19 protein-coding genes and 1 pseudogene are annotated in these 19017 nt (G+C 50.9%); 11 read left to right on the forward strand and 9 right to left on the reverse strand.

The annotated features are described in order from the left end of the window. Positions 1 to 8 precede the first annotated feature (8 nt). Positions 9 to 1505 carry an NCS1 family nucleobase:cation symporter-1 gene (locus tag R0140_RS12995; protein ID WP_117122262.1) on the reverse strand — a complete coding sequence of 499 codons (1497 nt, stop codon included), beginning with the start codon at positions 1503 to 1505 and terminating at the stop codon, positions 9 to 11. 144 nt (positions 1506 to 1649) lie between these two features. Here R0140_RS12995 and R0140_RS13000 point away from each other — a divergent pair, with 144 nt between their 5' ends. The 3 genes and pseudogenes from R0140_RS13000 to puuE all read left to right on the forward strand — a co-directional run bounded on the left by R0140_RS13000 (position 1650) and on the right by puuE (position 4054). Beyond that, on the forward strand, positions 1650 to 2366 hold the full coding sequence (locus R0140_RS13000; RefSeq protein ID WP_008804802.1) for a GntR family transcriptional regulator: 717 nt from the start codon (positions 1650 to 1652) through the stop codon (positions 2364 to 2366). Further along, positions 2366 to 3234, forward strand: a pseudogene (locus R0140_RS13005) (aspartate/glutamate racemase family protein); the annotation flags it as partial. The gene R0140_RS13000 and the pseudogene R0140_RS13005, both read left to right, overlap by 1 nt. Beyond that, complete coding sequence (gene puuE, locus R0140_RS13010) at positions 3122 to 4054, forward strand: allantoinase PuuE (protein ID WP_032740590.1); 933 nt, start codon at positions 3122 to 3124, stop codon at positions 4052 to 4054. The pseudogene R0140_RS13005 and the gene puuE, both read left to right, overlap by 113 nt. Before the next feature lie 87 nt (positions 4055 to 4141). On the opposite strand, the gene R0140_RS13015 is transcribed toward puuE, so the two are convergent. Next, positions 4142 to 4933: a sulfite exporter TauE/SafE family protein gene (locus tag R0140_RS13015; protein WP_032740591.1), complete on the reverse strand. Its 792-nt coding sequence runs from the start codon at positions 4931 to 4933 to the stop codon at positions 4142 to 4144. Positions 4934 to 5042: 109 nt separating this feature from the next. Between R0140_RS13015 and R0140_RS13020 the strand changes: the two genes are divergently transcribed. Further along, positions 5043 to 5810, forward strand: a complete 768-nt coding sequence (locus tag R0140_RS13020; RefSeq protein ID WP_016161089.1) for an AraC family transcriptional regulator — start codon at positions 5043 to 5045, stop codon at positions 5808 to 5810. Positions 5811 to 6013: 203 nt separating this feature from the next. Then, entirely contained in the window at positions 6014 to 6238 is a 225-nt protein-coding gene (locus R0140_RS13025; protein WP_004199962.1) for a hypothetical protein, read from the forward strand. Positions 6239 to 6453: 215 nt separating this feature from the next. Here the strand turns inward: R0140_RS13025 and R0140_RS13030 are convergent, their stop codons facing one another. Both R0140_RS13030 and R0140_RS13035 read right to left on the reverse strand, forming a co-directional pair. Then, positions 6454 to 6690, reverse strand: coding sequence for a hypothetical protein (locus tag R0140_RS13030; protein ID WP_071599419.1), 237 nt, complete (start codon positions 6688 to 6690; stop codon positions 6454 to 6456). Positions 6691 to 7156: 466 nt separating this feature from the next. Continuing rightward, on the reverse strand, positions 7157 to 7882 hold the full coding sequence (locus R0140_RS13035; RefSeq protein ID WP_032740594.1) for a type 1 glutamine amidotransferase: 726 nt from the start codon (positions 7880 to 7882) through the stop codon (positions 7157 to 7159). A 92-nt stretch (positions 7883 to 7974) separates the two neighbouring features. Here R0140_RS13035 and R0140_RS13040 point away from each other — a divergent pair, with 92 nt between their 5' ends. Continuing rightward, entirely contained in the window at positions 7975 to 8775 is an 801-nt protein-coding gene (locus R0140_RS13040; protein ID WP_008804809.1) for an AraC family transcriptional regulator, read from the forward strand. Positions 8776 to 9236: 461 nt separating this feature from the next. On the opposite strand, the gene R0140_RS13045 is transcribed toward R0140_RS13040, so the two are convergent. From R0140_RS13045 to R0140_RS13055, 3 genes are all read right to left on the reverse strand, one after another. After that, positions 9237 to 10136, reverse strand: a complete 900-nt coding sequence (locus R0140_RS13045; RefSeq protein ID WP_071889734.1) for a hypothetical protein — start codon at positions 10134 to 10136, stop codon at positions 9237 to 9239. Between the two features lie 201 nt (positions 10137 to 10337). After that, positions 10338 to 10694 carry an ASCH domain-containing protein gene (locus R0140_RS13050; protein WP_162494447.1) on the reverse strand — a complete coding sequence of 119 codons (357 nt, stop codon included), beginning with the start codon at positions 10692 to 10694 and terminating at the stop codon, positions 10338 to 10340. A gap of 252 nt (positions 10695 to 10946) precedes the next feature. Next, positions 10947 to 11882, reverse strand: a complete 936-nt coding sequence (locus R0140_RS13055) for a LysR family transcriptional regulator (RefSeq protein ID WP_032735659.1) — start codon at positions 11880 to 11882, stop codon at positions 10947 to 10949. A gap of 99 nt (positions 11883 to 11981) precedes the next feature. Here R0140_RS13055 and R0140_RS13060 point away from each other — a divergent pair, with 99 nt between their 5' ends. From R0140_RS13060 to R0140_RS13080, 5 genes are all read left to right on the forward strand, one after another. Beyond that, complete coding sequence (locus R0140_RS13060) at positions 11982 to 12416, forward strand: DMT family transporter (protein WP_032735657.1); 435 nt, start codon at positions 11982 to 11984, stop codon at positions 12414 to 12416. Between the two features lie 9 nt (positions 12417 to 12425). Continuing rightward, positions 12426 to 12917 carry a DMT family transporter gene (locus R0140_RS13065; RefSeq protein ID WP_032735656.1) on the forward strand — a complete coding sequence of 164 codons (492 nt, stop codon included), beginning with the start codon at positions 12426 to 12428 and terminating at the stop codon, positions 12915 to 12917. 355 nt (positions 12918 to 13272) lie between these two features. Then, on the forward strand, positions 13273 to 14385 hold the full coding sequence (locus R0140_RS13070; protein ID WP_008804814.1) for a ParA family protein: 1113 nt from the start codon (positions 13273 to 13275) through the stop codon (positions 14383 to 14385). A gap of 3 nt (positions 14386 to 14388) precedes the next feature. Continuing rightward, positions 14389 to 15285 (forward strand): SIR2 family protein, encoded by an 897-nt coding sequence (locus tag R0140_RS13075; RefSeq protein ID WP_072001782.1) that lies wholly within the window; start codon positions 14389 to 14391, stop codon positions 15283 to 15285. Positions 15286 to 15344: 59 nt separating this feature from the next. Next, a protein-coding gene (locus R0140_RS13080; protein WP_224459609.1) for an IS3 family transposase occupies positions 15345 to 16396 on the forward strand; the annotation gives its coding sequence in 2 pieces (ribosomal slippage) (positions 15345 to 15546 and positions 15546 to 16396; 1053 coding nt in all). 466 nt (positions 16397 to 16862) lie between these two features. Here the strand turns inward: R0140_RS13080 and R0140_RS13085 are convergent. Continuing rightward, positions 16863 to 17912 carry a DUF6516 family protein gene (locus R0140_RS13085; protein WP_032735652.1) on the reverse strand — a complete coding sequence of 350 codons (1050 nt, stop codon included), beginning with the start codon at positions 17910 to 17912 and terminating at the stop codon, positions 16863 to 16865. Between the two features lie 223 nt (positions 17913 to 18135). After that, positions 18136 to 19011 (reverse strand): LysR family transcriptional regulator, encoded by an 876-nt coding sequence (locus R0140_RS13090; RefSeq protein WP_032700956.1) that lies wholly within the window; start codon positions 19009 to 19011, stop codon positions 18136 to 18138. Positions 19012 to 19017 lie beyond the last annotated feature (6 nt).

Below are 19017 nucleotides of genomic sequence, written 5' to 3' on the forward strand. Positions count from 1 at the left end.
GGGGAGGGTTACTCTTTTTGCGCTACCGCGCCGGAATGAAAGGCTGCGGTCGCCTGTGCTTCACGCTCGTCGCGGGCCAACCAGCGGTAGAGGGTGGCGCCGAGGAAGACCCCGATAAACCAGCTAAAGTTCGCCACTTCATGCAGGGCCGGAATAAAGCTGATGATCAGCCCCAGGGCCACCGACGGCAGCAGGGCGGCAATCGCTTTCGGGTTAAAGCCGTTGCGGTACCAGTATTTGCCCTTCGGCGTATCGTCAAACAGATCGTCCACCGACACCCGGCCGTGTTTGATCAGGTAGAAGTCGGCGATCAGAATACCAAACAGCGGGCCAATAAAGGCGCCCAGTACGTCGAGGGTATAGTGGATCAGCTCCGGCGAGTTAAACAGATTCCACGGCGTCAGAAGTATCGATCCCACCGCGGCAATCATCCCGCCGGTACGGAAGCTGATTTTCTGTGGCGCGCAGTTGGAAAAATCGAAGGCCGGAGAGACGAAGTTAGCCACGATATTAATGCCGATGGTGGCGGTAATCATGGTCAGCAGGCCAATGGCCACCGCCAGATCGTTACCCACGCGGCTGACGGTTTCGATCGGGTCAGTGATCATTTTGCCGAACAGCGACTGGGTGCCGGAGACAATCACCACGGTGACCACCGAGAACAGCAGGAAGTTAAACGGCAGACCCCAGCGGTTACCGCGGCGGATCTCGCCCATGCTTTTGCCGTAGCGGGAAAAGTCACCGAAGTTAAGCAGCGGCCCGGAGAAGTAGGAGACCACCAGCGCCGTGGCGGTGATCATCTGCCAGGTCTGCTCGCCGGCGCTCAGGGATTTGCTGGCGAGGGTAAAGGAGATCCCATCCAGACCGGTCTTGTATACAATCCAGCCGGCCAGCGCCAGCATCACCACATAAACCGCCGGACCGGCGATATCGATAAAGCGTTTGATGGCGTTCATGCCATGCCAGAACACCATCGCCTGCAGCAGCCACATGGTGGCGAAGCACAGCCAGCCGAGCGTTGACAGCCCGAGAAAGCTGCTGCTGGTCAGCGAGGCAAGGGAGGGCCAGAACTTGAGCAGAACCAGCATCAGGGCATTCGCCGCCAGATAGGTCTGAATACCGTACCAGGCGAACGCGATCAGCCCGCGGATCACCGCCGGGATATTGGCGCCGAAGACGCCAAACGCCTGACGGCAGATAACGGCGTATGGCACCCCGGCCATCTGGCTCGGCTTCGCCACCAGGTTAGCGCACAGCTGCACAATACAGATGCCGACCAGCAGGCAGAGCAGAACCTGCCAGCTGGCCAGTCCAAGCGTAAAGAAGCTCGCCGCTACTACGTAGCCGCCCATGCTGTGCACGTCCGACATCCAGAATGAAAAAATATTGTACCAGCTCCAGTTCTGGTCGCGGGTGGGCGCCAGATCCTCATTACATAGCCGCGGACTGTAGCTGGCGGCCGCCTCGTGAGTCTTCGTCTGCTGCGTGTGGGATGAATGTGGCATGAAACCTGCTCCTCTGAATGAAAACCCTGTGAAATGGATTGCTGAGGCTATTGCAGGATCCAGGCCAGAATGATGAATCTTGTATACAAAAAATAAATTTTATGTATACGATCTGCTATCGATAAGTGAAACCGGAGTGGGTTAATGAATAATGAACATCGTCTCCAGGCCGCGCCAGCGCTGCAGGACAAGGACGAAAGCATTTACCAGGCGCTGATGACGGCCATCGTCGAACATCAGTTGCCGCCGGGCAGCAAACTGCCGGAAGAGGCGCTGGCGGAGGTGTTCGCCGTGAGTCGCACCGGCATCAGAAAGGTGCTGCAACGACTCGCCGCTGTGCAACTGGTCACGTTAACGCCCAAACGTGGTGCACACGTCACCAGCCCGAGCGTGGAAGAGTCCCAGGCGATCTTTCGTACCCGGGCGCTGCTTGAGGTCGCTAATCTGCCGGATGTGATCGCGCGCTGCCAGCCGCCGCATCTGGCGGCGCTGGAGAACATTATTCAGCGTGAACAGCAGGCCCATGAGGCGCACGACGGCCCGGCGGCGATCCGCCACTCCGCTGACTTTCATATTCAGCTGCAGGCTATCTCCGGCAACCCGGTGCTCACCGAGATGGTGACCCGCCTCAGCCAGCGCTCCTCTTTAGTGATTGCCGCCTGGGGCGCTCCCTGGCGACAGGGCTGCCGTTGCGACGATCATCAGCAGCTGGTGGGTTTGCTACGGGATAAAGCCCTGCAGCCGCTCAGCGAGGCGCTGATGCACCATTTTGATCATATTGTCGCCAGCCTGTGCTTCGAGCGCGATGGCGTCAGCCTGCCTGATTTTTCCCGGCTGTTCGCCGGCCACAAGGAGCCGTGATGTCTGCCATATGTATACAAGTGATCAACCCCAATACCAGCCTGGCGATGACTGAAACGATAGGCGCCGCCGCGCGTGCGGTCGCTGCGCCGGGTACCGAGATCCTTGCGGTCTGTCCCCGTGCCGGGGTGCCGTCAATTGAGGGCCACTTTGACGAAGCCATCGCCGCGGTCGGCGTGCTGGAGCAGATCAAGGCCGGGCGCGAGCAGGGAGTGGATGGGCATGTGATCGCCTGCTTCGGCGACCCGGGGCTGCTGGCGGCGCGGGAGCTGGCCCAGGGGCCGGTGATCGGCATTGCGGAAGCCGCGATGCATATGGCGACGATGGTTGCCACCCGTTTCTCCATTGTCACAACGCTGCCGCGCACGCTGATCATCGCCCGTCATTTGCTGCACCAGTACGGATTTCATCAACATTGCGCGGCGCTGCACGCCATTGATTTGCCGGTGCTGGCGCTGGAAGACGGCAGCGGCCTGGCGCAGGAGAAAGTGCGTGAGCGCTGCATTCGCGCGCTGAAAGAGGATGGTAGCGGGGCGATTGTCCTTGGCTGCGGCGGGATGGCGACCCTGGCGCAGGAGCTGACCCGCGAGCTGCGGGTGCCGGTGATCGATGGCGTCAGCGCGGCGGTGAAGATGGTGGAGTCACTGGTCGCGCTGGGCCTGGCGACCAGCAAGCACGGGGACTTAGCGTTCCCGGAGAAAAAAGCGTTAAGCGGACAGTTTCAGTCGTTAAATCCATTTTAAAAGGGGCAGGAGATGGTAGAGAACCAGGAGCACTATCCTCGCGATCTGCGAGGCTATGCAGGGCAGCCGCCGCACGCGCGCTGGCCGGGCGGGGCGCGGATCGCGGTGCAGTTCGTCCTCAACTACGAGGAAGGCGCTGAGAATCACGTCCTGCATGGCGATGCGGGGTCGGAACAGTTCCTGTCCGATATTATTGGCGCCGCCAGCTACCCGGCACGCCATATGTCGATGGACTCACTCTATGAGTACGGCAGCCGGGCTGGGTTCTGGCGCATCCATCGTGAGTTCAGCCAGCGCGGGCTGCCGCTGACGGTCTTCGGCGTGGTGATGGCGCTGGCGCGGCACCCGGAGATTGTGGCGGCGATCAAGGCTGCGGATTACGATGTGGTCAGCCACGGCTGGCGCTGGATCCACTATCAGCACATGGATATTGCCGAGGAGCGCGCGCATCTGCAAAAAGCGGTGCAGGTACTGACCGACCTGTTCGGCAAACCGCCCACCGGCTGGTATACCGGCCGCGACAGCCCCAACACCCGCCAGCTGGTGGTGGAGCACGGCGGCTTTGACTACGACAGCGATTATTACGGCGATGATTTACCTTTCTGGAGCGAAGTGGCCTGCAGCGACGGCAGCCAGCGGCCGCACCTGATCGTGCCTTATACCCTCGACGCCAACGACATGCGCTTCGCCACCGCCCAGGGGTTCAACACCGCGGAGCAGTTTTATACCTATCTGAAAGACAGCTTTGACGTGCTGTACGCCGAGGGTGAAACCGCGCCGAAGATGATGTCCGTGGGGATGCACTGCCGACTGCTTGGGCGTCCGGGCCGTTTCCGTGCGCTGCAGCGTTTCCTTGACTATATCCAGCAGCACGACAAGGTGTGGGTCTGCACCCGGCAGCAGATCGCCGACCACTGGCGCGAAACCCATCCGTATCGCGGGTAGCTTGCTGCCACTCATCTGGCCCTCTCCCTGGGGAGAGGGTATCGCCCGGTCGCGTCTGTTGAACCGGTTCACCAGGATGTATTTTGATTATTGAATGAGCATGGCGAGGAGTACCAGGTACAGCAGCAGCACATAGATGCGTGCATACCATACATCAGGTACCGCAGGGATTGCCCGGCGGCTAAACACTATCCCGGCCCAGCCGGTCAGGACGAGCAGGCCTAAAATTTTCAGACTGATAAACCCCAGAAATCCGCTCAGCGGAATGCTGTGCCAGCCAATGACGGCATAGGTCACAGCCCCGCATAGCGCCACGGGCAAAGAAAGCGGGTTGGATGCGCTAACGCACTCCTGCATCTCATACCCGTGTCGCCGTAGCAGGGGCACCGTCATGACGCTGCCGCCCACGCCCAGCAATGCGGCAATCATACCGATAACCATACCGCCGCCAGTGACCACTGGCAGGGACAGCCGACGCCGAGCGCTGCCCCTGAAGAAACCTTTGCGCAACAAACAATCGCTGATGGTTGCCAGCATATAGAGAATAAACAGCGCGCGAACGATCTTCTCGCTCAATATCCCCGCCAGACAGGAGCCGACCACCGCCCCCATGGCAATAAACCATAACAACGGAAACAGCGTCTGCGCGGCAAGCTTACCCGCCCGCCAGTTTCGATAGCTGACCCAGCCGGCGTTAAATATCATCACCGCCGTTGAGGTAGCCACCGCGACATGCATGGCGTTTCCCGCGAGTTCCGGCTGCCGAAGGATCAGTTGATAGACAAAGGGCACCACCACAAAGCCCCCTCCGAAGCCGAACAGCACGGTGGTAATGCCGGTCGTAAAGCCTGCCAGCGCAATAATAACGATATCATTCAAGAGAATATCCCCGCCCTGAAAATGAGCGAGCAGCTTATACCGGTCGCGTACGGCTTCCCATTTGCGTAGCGCTCAATTACCTTTGTAAATCGGTCAGAGGGGGGCAGGTGTGCGCAACGTAAAAATTGACGAGGTCGATCGGCTCGATCGCGAAGTGGTGGCGTTAGGCAATGACTATGCGCAAGGGTATATACTGCCACCGCACCAGCATCGTCGCGCACAGCTGCTGTATGGCGCGACCGGACTGATGTATGTCACCACTCAGGACGGAGAATGGGTGGTTCCTCCGCAACATGCTGTCTGGATCCCTCCTGAAACCGTGCACGCCGTCAGATTTGTGGGGGTGACCACGCGTAGCTTATATATTGAGCCAGATTATGTGGCCGCTTTCATTAAACACCGTCGTTGTGAAGTGATCAGCGTCTCGCCGCTGTTGCGCCAGCTACTGCTTGAGGCTGTGGATTTACCACCGTTGTACGACAGCCCACGCGATCGCACGCTGATACAGTTGATGTTGCTGGAACTGGCCGCCATGCCGGTCCGCGAATTTGACATTCCGTTGCCGCAGCATCCGGCGCTGCTGGCGCTTTGTCAGGCTTTTTTGCTTAACCCCTCTATCCATGATCCTGCGGCACGCTGGGCCAGGGCGCTGTTTATGAGCCAGAGCACCTTTCGCCGGCATTTCCTGAAGCAGTTGGGCCTGTCATTTTCCGCCTGGCGTCAGCGAGCCTGCGTGGTGAGCGCCCTGGCATGGTTGATAGCAGGGAAACCGGTGAACGAAGTGGCATTATCTCTTGGATACGATAATGCGTCCTCTTTCGCCACCATGTTCCGCCGCGTGACCGGGCAGCCGCCATCGTTTTATCACCCAGCCTGATGCGTCGGGGAAGGGGACTCCGGCAGCATGTGTCGGAAATGAATGTCGCTTTTATGGCGTTGCTATGCGCTAACGTAGTCATAAGACAGACAATCCGGGAATGCCTGGCTTGCGTCTTCAGGTACCCCTACATTTAGTGGTGGCTACATCCAGGCGGTTTATCTATTCTGCCTGTAACCGTGAGAAGACCGGAGTCTCTCTTTGTGAACCATCTTATCGTTGAAAAAATCATCATCATCTTTCTTCTCATCCTGTGGGGATTCGATACATTCAGAACCAGGAAAAGAAAACGTTATGATCCCGCCATTGAAGCCGCTGATGCCAGCGAACGCCATCAATGGCGCTATCTGAGATGGGGGTTTCGGATCATACAGGTGGTAGCGGGAGTGTATATCGTCGTGCAGTTGATTCAGGTTTTACTGAGATAGAGGCCGCCGGCAGGGCGACGGTACAGAACATCTGGCTGACCAGAATGAGGTCAGACAATAGCGGTTTTCACGTCGGCAAAGGGGAATGTCCGCTCTGTGCCAGGAGCGGACATTCATATCTGAGTACTGAGAGCCTTAAGCCGCTTTGCTAATGAAGACAGGCGATCTGCGTCCAGCACGCAATGCGACTTCCCCATCTCACTCAGCGCTGAAACTCACCAAAACCAACGTCGCCTGGGTTCTTGCCAGGCTCCCTGCCACAGGTCAAAACGTGTGAGTGGTTCAAGTTTTTTTAGAACTGCAGATTCACCCGCGGATGAGAGACTTCGCTCCGAAATGGAAATACCGAAAAGGCCTTCAGCGACCGGGAATATTTCACATTCTGGTGTCAGCGATCCCAATGCTTTTTCTATCTTGTTACGTTCTGCTTTGATAATTAACTGAAGTCCCATCAGCTCTTAAACTCCACCATGGCTATCTGCTCAAGTGCTTGCCTGATCTGGGCCTGAACCTGATCTGGGCCTGAACCTGATCTGGGATGGATTGCCCTCTGATGTCATAGACGACCCGGCAAGTTTGAATGTGCGGTGGAAGCTGCGATAGCCCCCAGCTTATTCTGGCAATATTGTATGCAATACTGAGTTTTATCGATTCCGGTGATGCCAGAGCGTGGTTGGCCACAAGGAGAAATTCGCCGCGTTCTTCATTTATAAACTCTGGGGTAAACATTACGTATCCCTTTCATTGGCTTCGCCAACTTCTGGCAATTAAATGCCTTTTCATCTTAGCATGAATCCTGTTCGAGTCACGATGTCCGCTGTTCGCTCATAGCGGACCTTCAAATCAGTTAGTTTGTCCGCTCTGTGCCAGGAGCGGACATTAAAATCAAAACCGATGGCAAGCTCACCGAGCATGACATTATGCTTGCGCTGCTTTGTAACGTACTTCCAGCTTATCCAAAAAGCCAAAAAGTACTTGATTCATTTCACTGTAATCGTGCGCCCGGAGCGCTTCAGGCGTGTCAACGAAACGATATTCTGCTGCACGGCTCAGGTCTTTCTCAGAATGAGCGATCAACCGTTCTACAACGTCCAATGTGAGCTCCATGTGGCACTGGAAACCAAAGACGCGGTCTGAATAGGCAACGATCTGCCGCGGACAGCCTTCGCTGTAAGCAATAATTTTGGCCTCTGGCGTCAAACCTGGCATGTCGTTATGCCAGTGACCCACTGCCAGTGTTTTCCCAAAGTGAGAGAACATCTCATCCTTCCTGCCGTCTTCGGTCAATGTGATCGGGAATTTACCAATCTCTTTTTCCGGGCTATGAGAGAAGGGCGCGCCCAGCGCTTCACCGATTAGCTGTGAACCCAGGCAGATACCGATCACCGCCTTACCGGTTTTAACCGCGGAAGCAATCAGCGTCTGTTCCGCTTTAGCATTAAAGTGCGGGCATGCTTCAAGCGTGGTGTTCGGATCTTGCGGACCGCCCATAACGATAAGAAAATCGATGCCTTCGGCGTCAGCAGGTAGCCGATCGCCTGCATAGACGCGTGAGTAAGTTATATCATGACCCTGGTTTATTGCCCAGGTTTCATATGCGCCCGGGGCTTCAAAACTTTCATGTACGATAAAGTGTACACGCATGAGGTTAAGCTCCTGTAATATCTTTGATGATCAGAATGATAAGTCACGCACCCATTGCCTAAGGCTCTACTCCGGGTGGTTCCAGTTTCGATATGATAATGGCAGGGGCTAAATCTGAAATGCCAGGTAGTATAGATAAAGCGCCAAGACATGATGAAGCCACAGGCTGGTCCAGTACTGCGATAAGCTATCAACGCGGCGAGGTAGATCCTCCCCATCATCATGTTGAGGGGCAGCTACTCTTCGCCACCAGAGGGGTTATGTTGGTGCAAACAGAGAGTGACCGTTGGGTGATCCCTCCTCAGCGGGCATTATGGCTACCGCCTTTGCATATCCATAGTTACCATCTGCTTTCACAAACCGATCTCAGGGCGATCTATTTCAGCAGTAGCCTTATTGCAGAATGTACGAGCTTTACGAAGAGTCAGCAGGTACATGTGATCACGGCTACGCCGTTAGTCAAAGAACTTATCGCTGGGCTGTTCAGTGAGGACTACGCCAGACCGAGTCAACGGAAGATAGCTTTGTTGCTTCTGGAAATTCTCAGCGAGGCTCCACCTTTAACGATGGCGCTTCCCATGCCGAATGATGAGCGATTATTCAGCGCGGCCAGATCGCTCCTGGTCAATCAGCGCTGGGAAGCATCGCTGAGCGAGCTGGCTTTTATGTCGGCCATGTCGGAACGGACCTTTTCCCGATTGTTTATGAAGGATACAGGCTTTAGTTTTAGAACATGGAAGCAGAGAGCCAGAATTTGCGCTTCGTTGGATCTTCTCGCGAACGGCGTTCCAATCAAACAGGTCGCTTACCAGCTTGGTTTCTCATGCCCGGCGGCCTTTACCGCTGCTTTTCGCTGCATTCTGGGGTCAACGCCACGCGATTTTGTGCCTTAAACCGGGAAACCCTCAAAGCGGTCTTTGAGACTGTCATGGGCATATTACCAGACGCAGAAACCCTGCGAGGGTAGGGGTATCCCGCCTTTGCTGTTGAGAAAGGTAGTTTAATTTGCACCCGATACACTCTCATTGATTAAAGCACGAAGTGGAGATTACTGCGGTCCACAGTTCTGACAAACCGTGAAAGAGAAGGCCTGCGTGAAGAAAAAAGGTGTCGCGATACGTGATGAAATTACCTTATGACAGACCTTACGGTGATTTACGGCACCGGGTGGATTCCGGACGCTGTGAGCCGACTCATTGCTACGAAGCCTGATTCTGCTGTACCTCAGGCCATATGATAGCCTGCGCAACAATCACATCCTGCCCATTAATGCGTCCAGGTGAGTACTCCCGGGCCCTGGACATCCCCTGTGTGCCAAAAGCGGAAGTAGGCTGAAGATAAATTAGCGTTGATGTTAATCGTGGGTTCTGCAGATGGGTAGAAATTGATAACTTAGGATGCAAGTTCGTCCCGCTCTTTCTGCAGTTTTCATCGAGGGTATATTCTCCGGAATAATTGTGCCCATATACAAAGATAGTTCCGAATCGGAATGAGTTAATAATCGGTACAGCAGGCGTTGCGCTCGGGCCGACAATGATCGACCACGAAAAGCAGGAAGTATTACTTTGTCAGTAATACGATATCCTCTCAGAAAAGCGAGGTTTCCTTTCTGGCATATTAGCAACCCGGCGCGAACATCGTTTTCATAGATAATATATACTTCTCTCTCAGAAATATGGTCACACAACTCTTCGTCATCAACTGCTACCAAATTACTTGCAGACAGTTCACGAACTGTCTGCCATGTATGCTTATAGGCATCGCCCAGAGCCTGACAACACCAGTCAAAATCTTCGTATGTCGCCACTTGCAAAGTAAGAGATTTATCATTGAATTCAGGGGGTTCAGAAAAAGACGTGGCATATATATACTGGTCGGGAATACCCTGCGGGAAGGACTGGCCTGGCACAAGAATGCGGACATACTGAGCTCTGAGTTGTGACCATTCCTTACTAATGAGTTCTAATGCAGTATGATTTAGGTCAGAATCCATACCTACAATATCAATAAAAGGTTTGTTAATATTTCCGCCCTGATAACGGGGGCCAGTAAGAAATTGCTTTCCATCAATTTTGAGTTTTCGTTGTAAAAAATATTCCTGACATAATCCAGTTTCTCTCCAGGGAAATCGCGCCGAGAAACTTCTGTCCGTACACCTCGATTCCTGCTCTGACAACCATTGTTTTAACCATGAACGTAGAGTAACTTCAGGCACAGGTAGCCTGGCATATTGAGATAGCATGTAAGATAGCATAAAAATATTTTGCCCTTGGATATAAAAATGTTTTTTTAAACAAATCAGAATAGTTCTACTCTCATTTTATTACCAATTATAGCTGGCACGTCCGCTCCTTGCTCAATGCGGACCTTTAGCTCGACAGCTTGTCCGCTCCGCGCCAGAAGCGAACAGTGTTATCAGTGGCCAGTGATAAAACGTCAACCCGTTGCCCTTGCCTTACAGCACCTCAACCACTTCAAATTCTTCTGCGATCAACTCCATATCCTCAGAAAAATGACCTTCAGAGCTGAAAAATCTCTGATGCTCTTTCTTCCAGTATTCAAGGCTTAAATCGCCTTCACCTTCTTTGCGGGCGAACGCTTCAGTCACATCACAAAAACGAACCAGCTGCATCGAAATCAGTCTGATCACGCAAACTGGAACATTCTGGCCATCAAGAATAATGTGATAACTCCCTATCCTCGGAGCAGATTTTTCATGCTGGTAAGAGGCAAAAGATCCGCAAGAGGCCGTTTTGATCCCTTTTTTGATCAGTTCCGCAAGCTCGTTAGCCAGCTCCGGACTGTCACCCATTTGCCAGGCGTCTGCGCCGGGATACTTCTTTTTTATTTCCTCAACCTCAACCATGAAAATCCCTTCGTTATCGTCAATGAAAAGAAATGGCATACCTTTTTTAACATGAGCGGTCCCAACATTATCAGCGTTATCTTTCTTTAGATAGTGTGGTCCGTTCTTCGCTCAAAACAGACCTTAAGCGCATTTAACGCGTTTGCTCTGTGCCAGAAACGTAAGTTAACTTCGAGACGAGCCATAAAGTCGCCTGTCTTATTCAGACTGCCAGTAAAGCGGTGAACCGAACGCGTCCAGGTAGTAATCGATAATCGCCCGCACGTTCAGCGGAGGGTGGCGGGCATTCGGATAGATTGCCGCGATGTGCTGTGGCTCTGTTTTTATGGATGTATCCAGTTCCGGCAGCAGTCCGACCAGCTCGCCGCTCTTCAGCCGGTCTCCAATCAGCCAGTCAGGAAACAGCACAATCCCCATCCCCCCGAGTGCGGCAATCAGCAGGGTTTCCGCATTATTCGATGACATCAGGGGCGAGACGGGATAGTGCACCCATTCCTCTCCGTGCCTGCGCAGCAGCCATTGGTTTGGTCCTGACGAACCGCGATAGACCAGGCATTGATGTCGCGCGAGCTCTTCGGGTGATCCCAGCATGCCGTGCCGGCGGATGTAATCCGGTGACGCGGCAAGATGATAGAACTGCTGGCCAAACACGCGCGCATGAAAGGCGGAATCCGTCAGCACGCCAATCCGGAAAATCACGTCAGCCGGCTCCCGGTGCGGATCGATGTAATCATCAGTCAGCGTAAGCTCAATACTAAGCTTCGGATATCGCTCCGTCAGGCCGGGTAACGCGGGTGCGACATGGCGCTGTCCAAAGAACACCGGTGCGTTTATGCGGACCATTCCGGAAGGCTCAAGCGTTCTCTCATTGAGTTCCCGCCGCGCCTCTTCCATGCTGCCCGTCATCGCTCGCGCATAGCGGATAAAAAGATGGCCGCTTTCCGTAGGGATTATCGCCCGGGTATTGCGGTAAAAAAGCTGCTGCCCGAGCACATCCTCCATCTGATGGATGACGCGCGAAACCTGAGAGGCAGATATCCCTTCCCGCCGTGCCACCACCGAGAAATTCTGCGTTTCATAAACGTCTATAAAAATCAGCAGGGCGCGAATACTGATGTTCCCAAGCTCATTCATTAATGCATATCCTGCACAGGTGTTTATCTCATTATGGCATTTTTCACATCCATGTTAAGTCGTAATCTTCTCCGCCTGAACTACGGGAGATTGATTGCTATGCAACTAATATTGATTTTTATCGTCATTGCCGGAGGCATGGGACTGTCCATAGAGGCAGGATTGCTCGGGCCACTGGGTGAGGAGGTCGGTGACCTCTGGGCGACCTTCAGCATATTTGGCGTGGGCGCGGCGCTGACCTTCCTGCTGATGCTTTTTTTCAGCCCGCGTAACAGCCCGTCATTCTTTGCGCAACCAGCGTGGCAGCTACTTGGCGGCGTGCTTGGGCCGATTTACGTCATCATCCTGACCGTGGTAACGCCGGCAATCGGCATCGCCATGACTATGATCGGCATCCTGGCAGGCCAGGTGTTCAAGAGCCTGATTATTGATCACTTCGGCCTGCTCGGTACGTCGCACAGGAAAATTGACAGTAAACGTATTATTGCGCTGATTTTCATCATTGCAGCGCTGGTTATGGTTGCACAGGGGTAAATTAACTTTATGACTATTATCATGATTCTTCTTGCCGTCGCTGGTGGCGCCATGCTGAGTATCCAGGCGGCTATCAATGGCCAGCTGGGCAGCAAGGTCGGCGTATTCAAAAGCGCGTTCCTGACATTTTCTGTTGGCGCACTGGTGACGGGGCTGCTGATCTTTTTCTTCGAACCCAAACACACCCTGACGTTGATGGAGGTACCTAAATGGCAACTGCTGGGCGCAATGTTTGGCGTACCGTATATCGTCATTATGGTACTGGCCGTCCAGCGTATTGGCGCGGCAGTTGCTACGGTCGCTGTCATTTTTGGCCAGTTAACCATGAGCATGCTGATCGATAACTTCGGCTGGCTGGGCAATGCGTCGATTCCATTCTCGATGAGCCGTCTCGGCGCCATTGTCTGCCTGGGTATCGCGCTGTTCTTCATTTACTCCAGCAGCAGGTCAAAAGCCGCAACGGCGAAAATCCCCAGGCAGCAGGAAAACGCTAACACATAAGCCCAGCCAGTTCAGATGTTACACTGTAATGCCAAAGCTAAGTTCAGATGTCCGGGGCGGTCAACACTCAAATTCCCGCACCTCGCCATGGCTGATCTTTGGCTCAGTTAGCTGTCTGCTCTGTGCCAGAAGCGGAAGACCATGCTCGCTATGTGAGGAAAGTCAAAGCTACCTATTGGCAGCGCTATCAAAGCGAAGAAAGCCCTCCGGCTTTACCAAGACTGGATTAATTGCGGGGCTCCTGAACTCTGAACTGATTTTTGGTACTCGCGCATGTTTTTGATTGTAACCTCATGACAGTTATGCAAAAATTGCTATTTTGAATGTGAATTCATTTAATGTCTGGAGCTAAGCTATGGTTAGGAAAAGTAGAAGTAAAAATACAAATATAGAACTAACTGAACATGACCATTTATTAATAAGTCAAATAAAAAAGCTTAAAACACAAACCACTTGCTTTTTTAATAATAAAGGAGGGGTTGGGAAGACTACATTAGTAGCAAATTTAGGAGCAGAGCTATCAATAAACTTTAGTGCAAAAGTTCTTATTGTGGATGCCGACCCTCAATGTAATCTCACGCAGTATGTATTAAGTGATGAAGAAACTCAGGACTTATATGGGCAAGAAAATCCAGATAGTATTTATACAGTAATAAGACCACTATCCTTTGGTAAAGGATATGAAAGTGACCTCCCTATAAGGCATGTAGAGAATTTCGGTTTTGACATAATTGTCGGTGACCCTAGACTTGCTTTACAGGAAGACCTTTTAGCTGGAGACTGGCGAGATGCCAAAGGCGGTGGGATGCGAGGAATTAGGACAACTTTTGTATTTGCAGAGTTAATTAAGAAAGCTCGTGAGCTAAATTATGATTTTGTTTTCTTTGACATGGGACCATCATTAGGCGCAATCAACAGGGCAGTATTACTGGCAATGGAATTCTTTGTCGTCCCAATGTCAATCGATGTATTTTCACTATGGGCTATTAAAAATATTGGCTCCACGGTTTCAATATGGAAAAAAGAATTAGACACAGGGATTCGGCTCTCAGAGGAACCTAGCGAATTATCACAATTATCACCTCAAGGAAAACTAAAGTTTCTCGGTTACGTCACCCAACAACATAAAGAACGCTCTGGATACGATACAATTCAGCTTGAGAATACTGAGGAAGAAATAAAATCGAAACGTCGGGTAAAGGCGTATGAAGACATTGGAGAGGTGTTTCCTTCTAAAATTACTGAGCATCTTTCTAAACTTTATGCATCAAAAGATATGAACCCACACCTTGGAGATATACGTCATTTAGGTAGTTTAGCTCCGAAATCACAATCACAACACGTTCCGATGATATCAGTGTCTGGTACAGGAAATTACACCAGACTTAGAAAAAGCGCGCGTGAACTTTATCGAGATATTGCAAGAAGATACTTAGAGAACATTCAGACTGCTAATGGCGAGAAATAGTTTATGGCTATATATAATGAGGATTTAATAAACGATCTTGCACAGCAAAAAGTAGTTTTATTTTTAGGAGCAGGGGTGTCTTCAAGCGTTAACCTTGATGCCGATAATAGATTTAAAGGTTGGCCAACATTTTTAGAAGATGCATCTAACGATAGAGAGCCATCTTTAAAGAAACAAATCAAAAAATTACTGTCCTCCAAAGATTATCTTCTTGCATGTGAATTATTACAAGCAGATTATGGAGAGTCGTGGGAACGTAAAATTACAGAAGAGTATGGTCGCGCAGCTCAACCCTCAAGTCTTCATAGGGCCTTGATATCACTAGGCCAAAGAATAATACTTACCACTAACTTTGATAAGCTAATAGAAAGTGCATGGACTTCTTCATTAGCAGATGGCGATCGCCATTTTAAGGTTATTTCTAAAGTAGATAATGATATTTTTAAAGTTTTAAAAGAGCATGATACTTCTTATATAATAAAAATACACGGTTCAATAGATGATGTAAGCAATATTGTATTCTCTCGTTCACAATACATTAGGCTTGCTTTTGGTAACGAGAATTACTCACTATTCCTTGATTCATTATTACTAAACTACACATTCCTTTTTGTAGGTTTTTCAATGGATGATCCTGCAATCACCTCATTAATGGAATTATACGCTTATCGCTATCCTAGATCACGGCCACATTATATTATTACCAGCAATAACATACCTCAAAACATAAGAGAGATACATAGGAGATTAAGAAAATTAATCGTAATACCTTACAACGCAAGAAATAACCATGCAGAATTACCAGAATTGATAGAAGAGATGGCGGAAAAAGTAGAGATAAAAATGCGAACTAATATAGCTTCAATGTTGGCAAAAACAACAGCATCCGAAAACACTTGAATCAAACCAGTGTTACTTAACCCCAACTCCTGCAGGAAAGCCCTAATTCACGGGGAGGTATGCCTATTGTCAAGGATGTCTGCCGCGAGGCCGGGATCTCTGAGGCCTCGTACAACAACTGGAAAGCGAAGTTTGGCGGTATGGAAGCCTCTGATATCAAAAAGATGAAAGACCTTGAGGATGAAAACCGCCGGCTGAAACAGATGTTTGCGGACCTGAGTCTCGAGTGCCGTGCACTGAAAGACATTATTGAAAAAAAGCTTTAAAACCAGCGATAAAGCGTGAGCTGGTCAGCTATCTGACCGCGCAGTTTGCCATGAGCTTACGTCAGGCCTGCAGGACATTGTCGCTGAGCAGGACGGTATTTCGTTATCAGCCGGATACACGACGTGATGAGCCGGTGATTATGGCACTGACCGTGGCGGCTGAGCGCTATCCGCGATACGGATTTAAAAAGCTTTTTCAGGTGCTGCGCAGGCAGGGCAATAGCAGGAACCATAAAAGAGTTCACCGTATTTACTGCCTGCTGAAACTGAATTTTCGTCGTAAGGGAAAACAGCGCCTGCCGGTAAGTAATCCGGCTCCGCTGGCGACGCCAGAGGCGATGAACCAGAGCTGGTCCATCGATTTTATGCACGATGCGTTGGTGTGCGGCAGACGCTTCCGGACTTTCGACGTGGTAGATGATTTTAACCGCGAAGCACTGGCGATCGAAATTGACCTGAATATCCCGGCTCAGCGGGTGATCAGGGTGCTGGACAGGAGCGTGGCAAACCGGGGTTATCCGCTGAAATTGCGGATGGATAACGGGCCTGAACTGGTCTCGCTGACGCTGGCGCAGTGGGCTGAAGAGCATGGTGTGATACTGGAATTTATCAAACCAGGGAAACCAACGCAGAATGCCTTTATTGAACGTTTTAACCGGACGTACCGGACAGAAATACTGGATTTTTATCTGTTCAGGACCCTGAATGAAGCACGGGAAATTACGGAGCGCTGGCTGGCTGAATATAACAGCGAACGGCCCCATGAATCCCTGAATAACCTGACACCGGAAGAGTACCGGCTGATGGCCGAAAAGCCTGAACTCTCAAAAAGTGCGTGGAACTAAAACGGGTCTGCTTACACTGTCAAGTCATTACTAATATATCACATACTAAAAAACCTAAGAGATTATAATAATATCGTATTGATATCTGCACATGGGAAGACTTGGTTTACACATCGTTTATTGATATGTCGAACTCGGAGTTTGCTTCTATTTTAGAATATCTTCAAAACAGCGTAAGATACTCAAACACTTCTCATTGGAAAGTCAAGGGGTCAAGACAAAGCAAGCTTCCTGTCATTAGATTAAAAAAGGCAATAAATAGAAGGAATAGAGATGTTGCTGATAAATATACGCAAGAGATATAGATGGCGCGCTCAAGGTTAGTGTGTCACCTAAAGAAATAATTAATTCAGTTTTAATATCATCAGGGATGCCTATCACAATAGAGCACGATGATGAAGATAATATTATAGCAGCCCATCGACTGCGGGCCTGGAGCCGCCATTACTAGCATCATTAGATCATCTTATAATTTATCTTCAGCCTCTTGGATCAGCTTTAAAAGTAGTTTCATATCTAGACCAATATGTCCGTATGTAAAGCTTGTCTCGACGACATTTTTTGTAGATTTACGCAGATCAGAATGTACATGATCAGGGCCGTAAGGTATTTTGTGATGATCGGCTGAATCGACCCTAGACAATTGTTTTCCTTCAGGGCTCATTATTATATAGGCATAATTCGACGGAGATTGGTGTCTGATTACTACGGTGATCCCTGACTGTCTTCGGGCGGTTACAGTTTCCCCTACAACTTTCATGATAGTGCATTTGAAATTTACTTTAAGTATTTCGCAGGTCTGCTCAAGCATTTCTTCAGTAGTCAGTGGACGCATATTTGAGAACATAACTATTCCACCCAAATGATTCGAGAGATAGTTGAGAAGAATTGATTGCTTCTGAGATTCCTCTTCATGTGTCAAACACAGCTGCATACCAATCATCATCCCTGACTTTCCCCAAACAGTACTGGTCGCCATGCGATCGGCTTTTTCACCGCAAACCAAGCACTTTCCATCGGAGGATAGCCATATAGCTTGATCTACAGCAGTATTCTTAAACCGCCCTCCTAGTAGACCATCGAATAATCTCGAGTCAGCTTTCCTTTTTTCGCACCACGGCTTATAACGTTGTACATACCCCGTATCATCAATGAGCTTTGAGAAGCTGGCATCATCTACTGGAGTAAGTTTGATTCCGTGTTGTTCGAGATAAACACCAATATGGCCAAACCAGAAAAGGTCTTTTGATTTCATAAAATAAATTCTGGCTGCTGGAAAGCGGACAGTTGGTGCATACATTGCATTTACATGAAAAGTACCTGCGCTGATATAAACATGTACATTCGTTGCTCCTTGCATCATCCAGAGCAATATTTCTTTGCTCGAAACTTCGATTGCCAAAACTGGCTTTTCTTTTGTCAGTATATTGCCACCGAAGCATTGAATAACATTATCTGTTGCAGCTCCACTTAATTTAAGCTGGATGCAGTCAGTAATTACATCATAAAGTCTCAAAGTGTCATCCTTTATTATTCAAAATGATACCGCGCAGGGGCTGCGCCTAAGTTTACCGGTCATTGATACATCAATACCACCTTGCTACCAGAAAGTTTTTTACACCGCAAGGGAGGCATGTCTGCTCCTCGCTCAAAACGGACCTCATGACCCTTCAGAAGGGGCCACGCTTTGTCAGAAATAGCCGTTTAACATGGCGATAAGATGATTCACGCTTGAGCGCTCATCTTCGTTTACGTAGCGCATTAAGCAGCGCCTGTGTGGCATCAGAAGACGTTCCGGATGGCGAACAAACCAGTCCAAACTCACGATGAATAGCAGGCGTCACTGGCACCACGCACAGGTTGCGTAAGGTCTCCGGCAGGGCGGATTCCGGTACCAGCGCGACGCCCATCTCTTCGCCGACCAGTTTACAGGCGCTTATCCAGTCGCGAACCGTCACGCGGATATCAGAGAGTTGCAACCCGGCCTTTTCCATCAGGCTTTTGCCATTCACGACACAGCCGCCCGTCGCCAGAACAAAGGGCTGGTCCGCCAGCGCCTTTAGCGTTATGCCATCAGCTTTCGCATGCTGTGCCAACCGATGGCTGGCGGGCAGGACCGCGACCCATGCATCCTGTCCTAGCACCACCTCTGCACGTCCGGGAACGGGATTCATGACCACACCAAGTTCAACGGTGTCTGCGGCAAGCCACGCTTCGACTTCTTCGTCAGAGCCTTCCAGCACAACAACGTCAATACCCGGATGCAGGCGCTTAACGTCGCGCAGCAGGCCGGGTAACAAGGTAGACGTCACGGAGGGAAAACTGGCCAGCCGAATGCGCCCGCGGGTGACGTTCCGGCCCCGATCAGCCAGTTCGCGGATGGCGTTCAGCTGCGAAAGCATGTTTCTGGCATGTTCAACCACCTGCTCACCCAGGGCGGTAATCCCGATGTATCGTCGCTCACGGGTAAATACCGGAAAGCCCAGAGAAGCCTCCAGCTGGGCAATGGCCTGGCTGGCGCCGGACTGGGTCATGCCTATTTCCTCGGCAGCGCGTGAGATATTGCCAGCATCCGCTACGGCTACCAGCAGGCGCCAGTGTAAAAGATTCATCATGATTAT

This window comes from Klebsiella sp. w6 (assembly GCF_033100215.1).
In the GTDB taxonomy this organism is placed as follows: Bacteria; Pseudomonadota; Gammaproteobacteria; order Enterobacterales; family Enterobacteriaceae; genus Klebsiella; species Klebsiella variicola.

Excerpts from the sequence above, each read along its gene's own strand:
- R0140_RS12995 (WP_117122262.1), bottom strand. The coding sequence starts at position 1,505 with ATGCCACATTCATCCCACACGCAGCAGACGAAGACTCACGAGGCGGCC.
- R0140_RS13090 (WP_032700956.1), bottom strand. The coding sequence starts at position 19,011 with ATGATGAATCTTTTACACTGGCGCCTGCTGGTAGCCGTAGCGGATGCT.
- R0140_RS13050 (WP_162494447.1), bottom strand. The coding sequence starts at position 10,694 with ATGGGTGACAGTCCGGAGCTGGCTAACGAGCTTGCGGAACTGATCAAA.
- R0140_RS13000 (WP_008804802.1), top strand. The coding sequence starts at position 1,650 with ATGAATAATGAACATCGTCTCCAGGCCGCGCCAGCGCTGCAGGACAAG.
- R0140_RS13030 (WP_071599419.1), bottom strand. The coding sequence starts at position 6,690 with ATGGGACTTCAGTTAATTATCAAAGCAGAACGTAACAAGATAGAAAAA.
- R0140_RS13035 (WP_032740594.1), bottom strand. The coding sequence starts at position 7,882 with ATGCGTGTACACTTTATCGTACATGAAAGTTTTGAAGCCCCGGGCGCA.
- R0140_RS13065 (WP_032735656.1), top strand. The coding sequence starts at position 12,426 with ATGACTATTATCATGATTCTTCTTGCCGTCGCTGGTGGCGCCATGCTG.
- R0140_RS13055 (WP_032735659.1), bottom strand. The coding sequence starts at position 11,882 with ATGAATGAGCTTGGGAACATCAGTATTCGCGCCCTGCTGATTTTTATA.
- puuE (WP_032740590.1), top strand. The coding sequence starts at position 3,122 with ATGGTAGAGAACCAGGAGCACTATCCTCGCGATCTGCGAGGCTATGCA.
- R0140_RS13060 (WP_032735657.1), top strand. The coding sequence starts at position 11,982 with ATGCAACTAATATTGATTTTTATCGTCATTGCCGGAGGCATGGGACTG.
- R0140_RS13040 (WP_008804809.1), top strand. The coding sequence starts at position 7,975 with ATGATAATGGCAGGGGCTAAATCTGAAATGCCAGGTAGTATAGATAAA.
- R0140_RS13070 (WP_008804814.1), top strand. The coding sequence starts at position 13,273 with ATGGTTAGGAAAAGTAGAAGTAAAAATACAAATATAGAACTAACTGAA.
- R0140_RS13075 (WP_072001782.1), top strand. The coding sequence starts at position 14,389 with ATGGCTATATATAATGAGGATTTAATAAACGATCTTGCACAGCAAAAA.
- R0140_RS13045 (WP_071889734.1), bottom strand. The coding sequence starts at position 10,136 with ATGCTATCTTACATGCTATCTCAATATGCCAGGCTACCTGTGCCTGAA.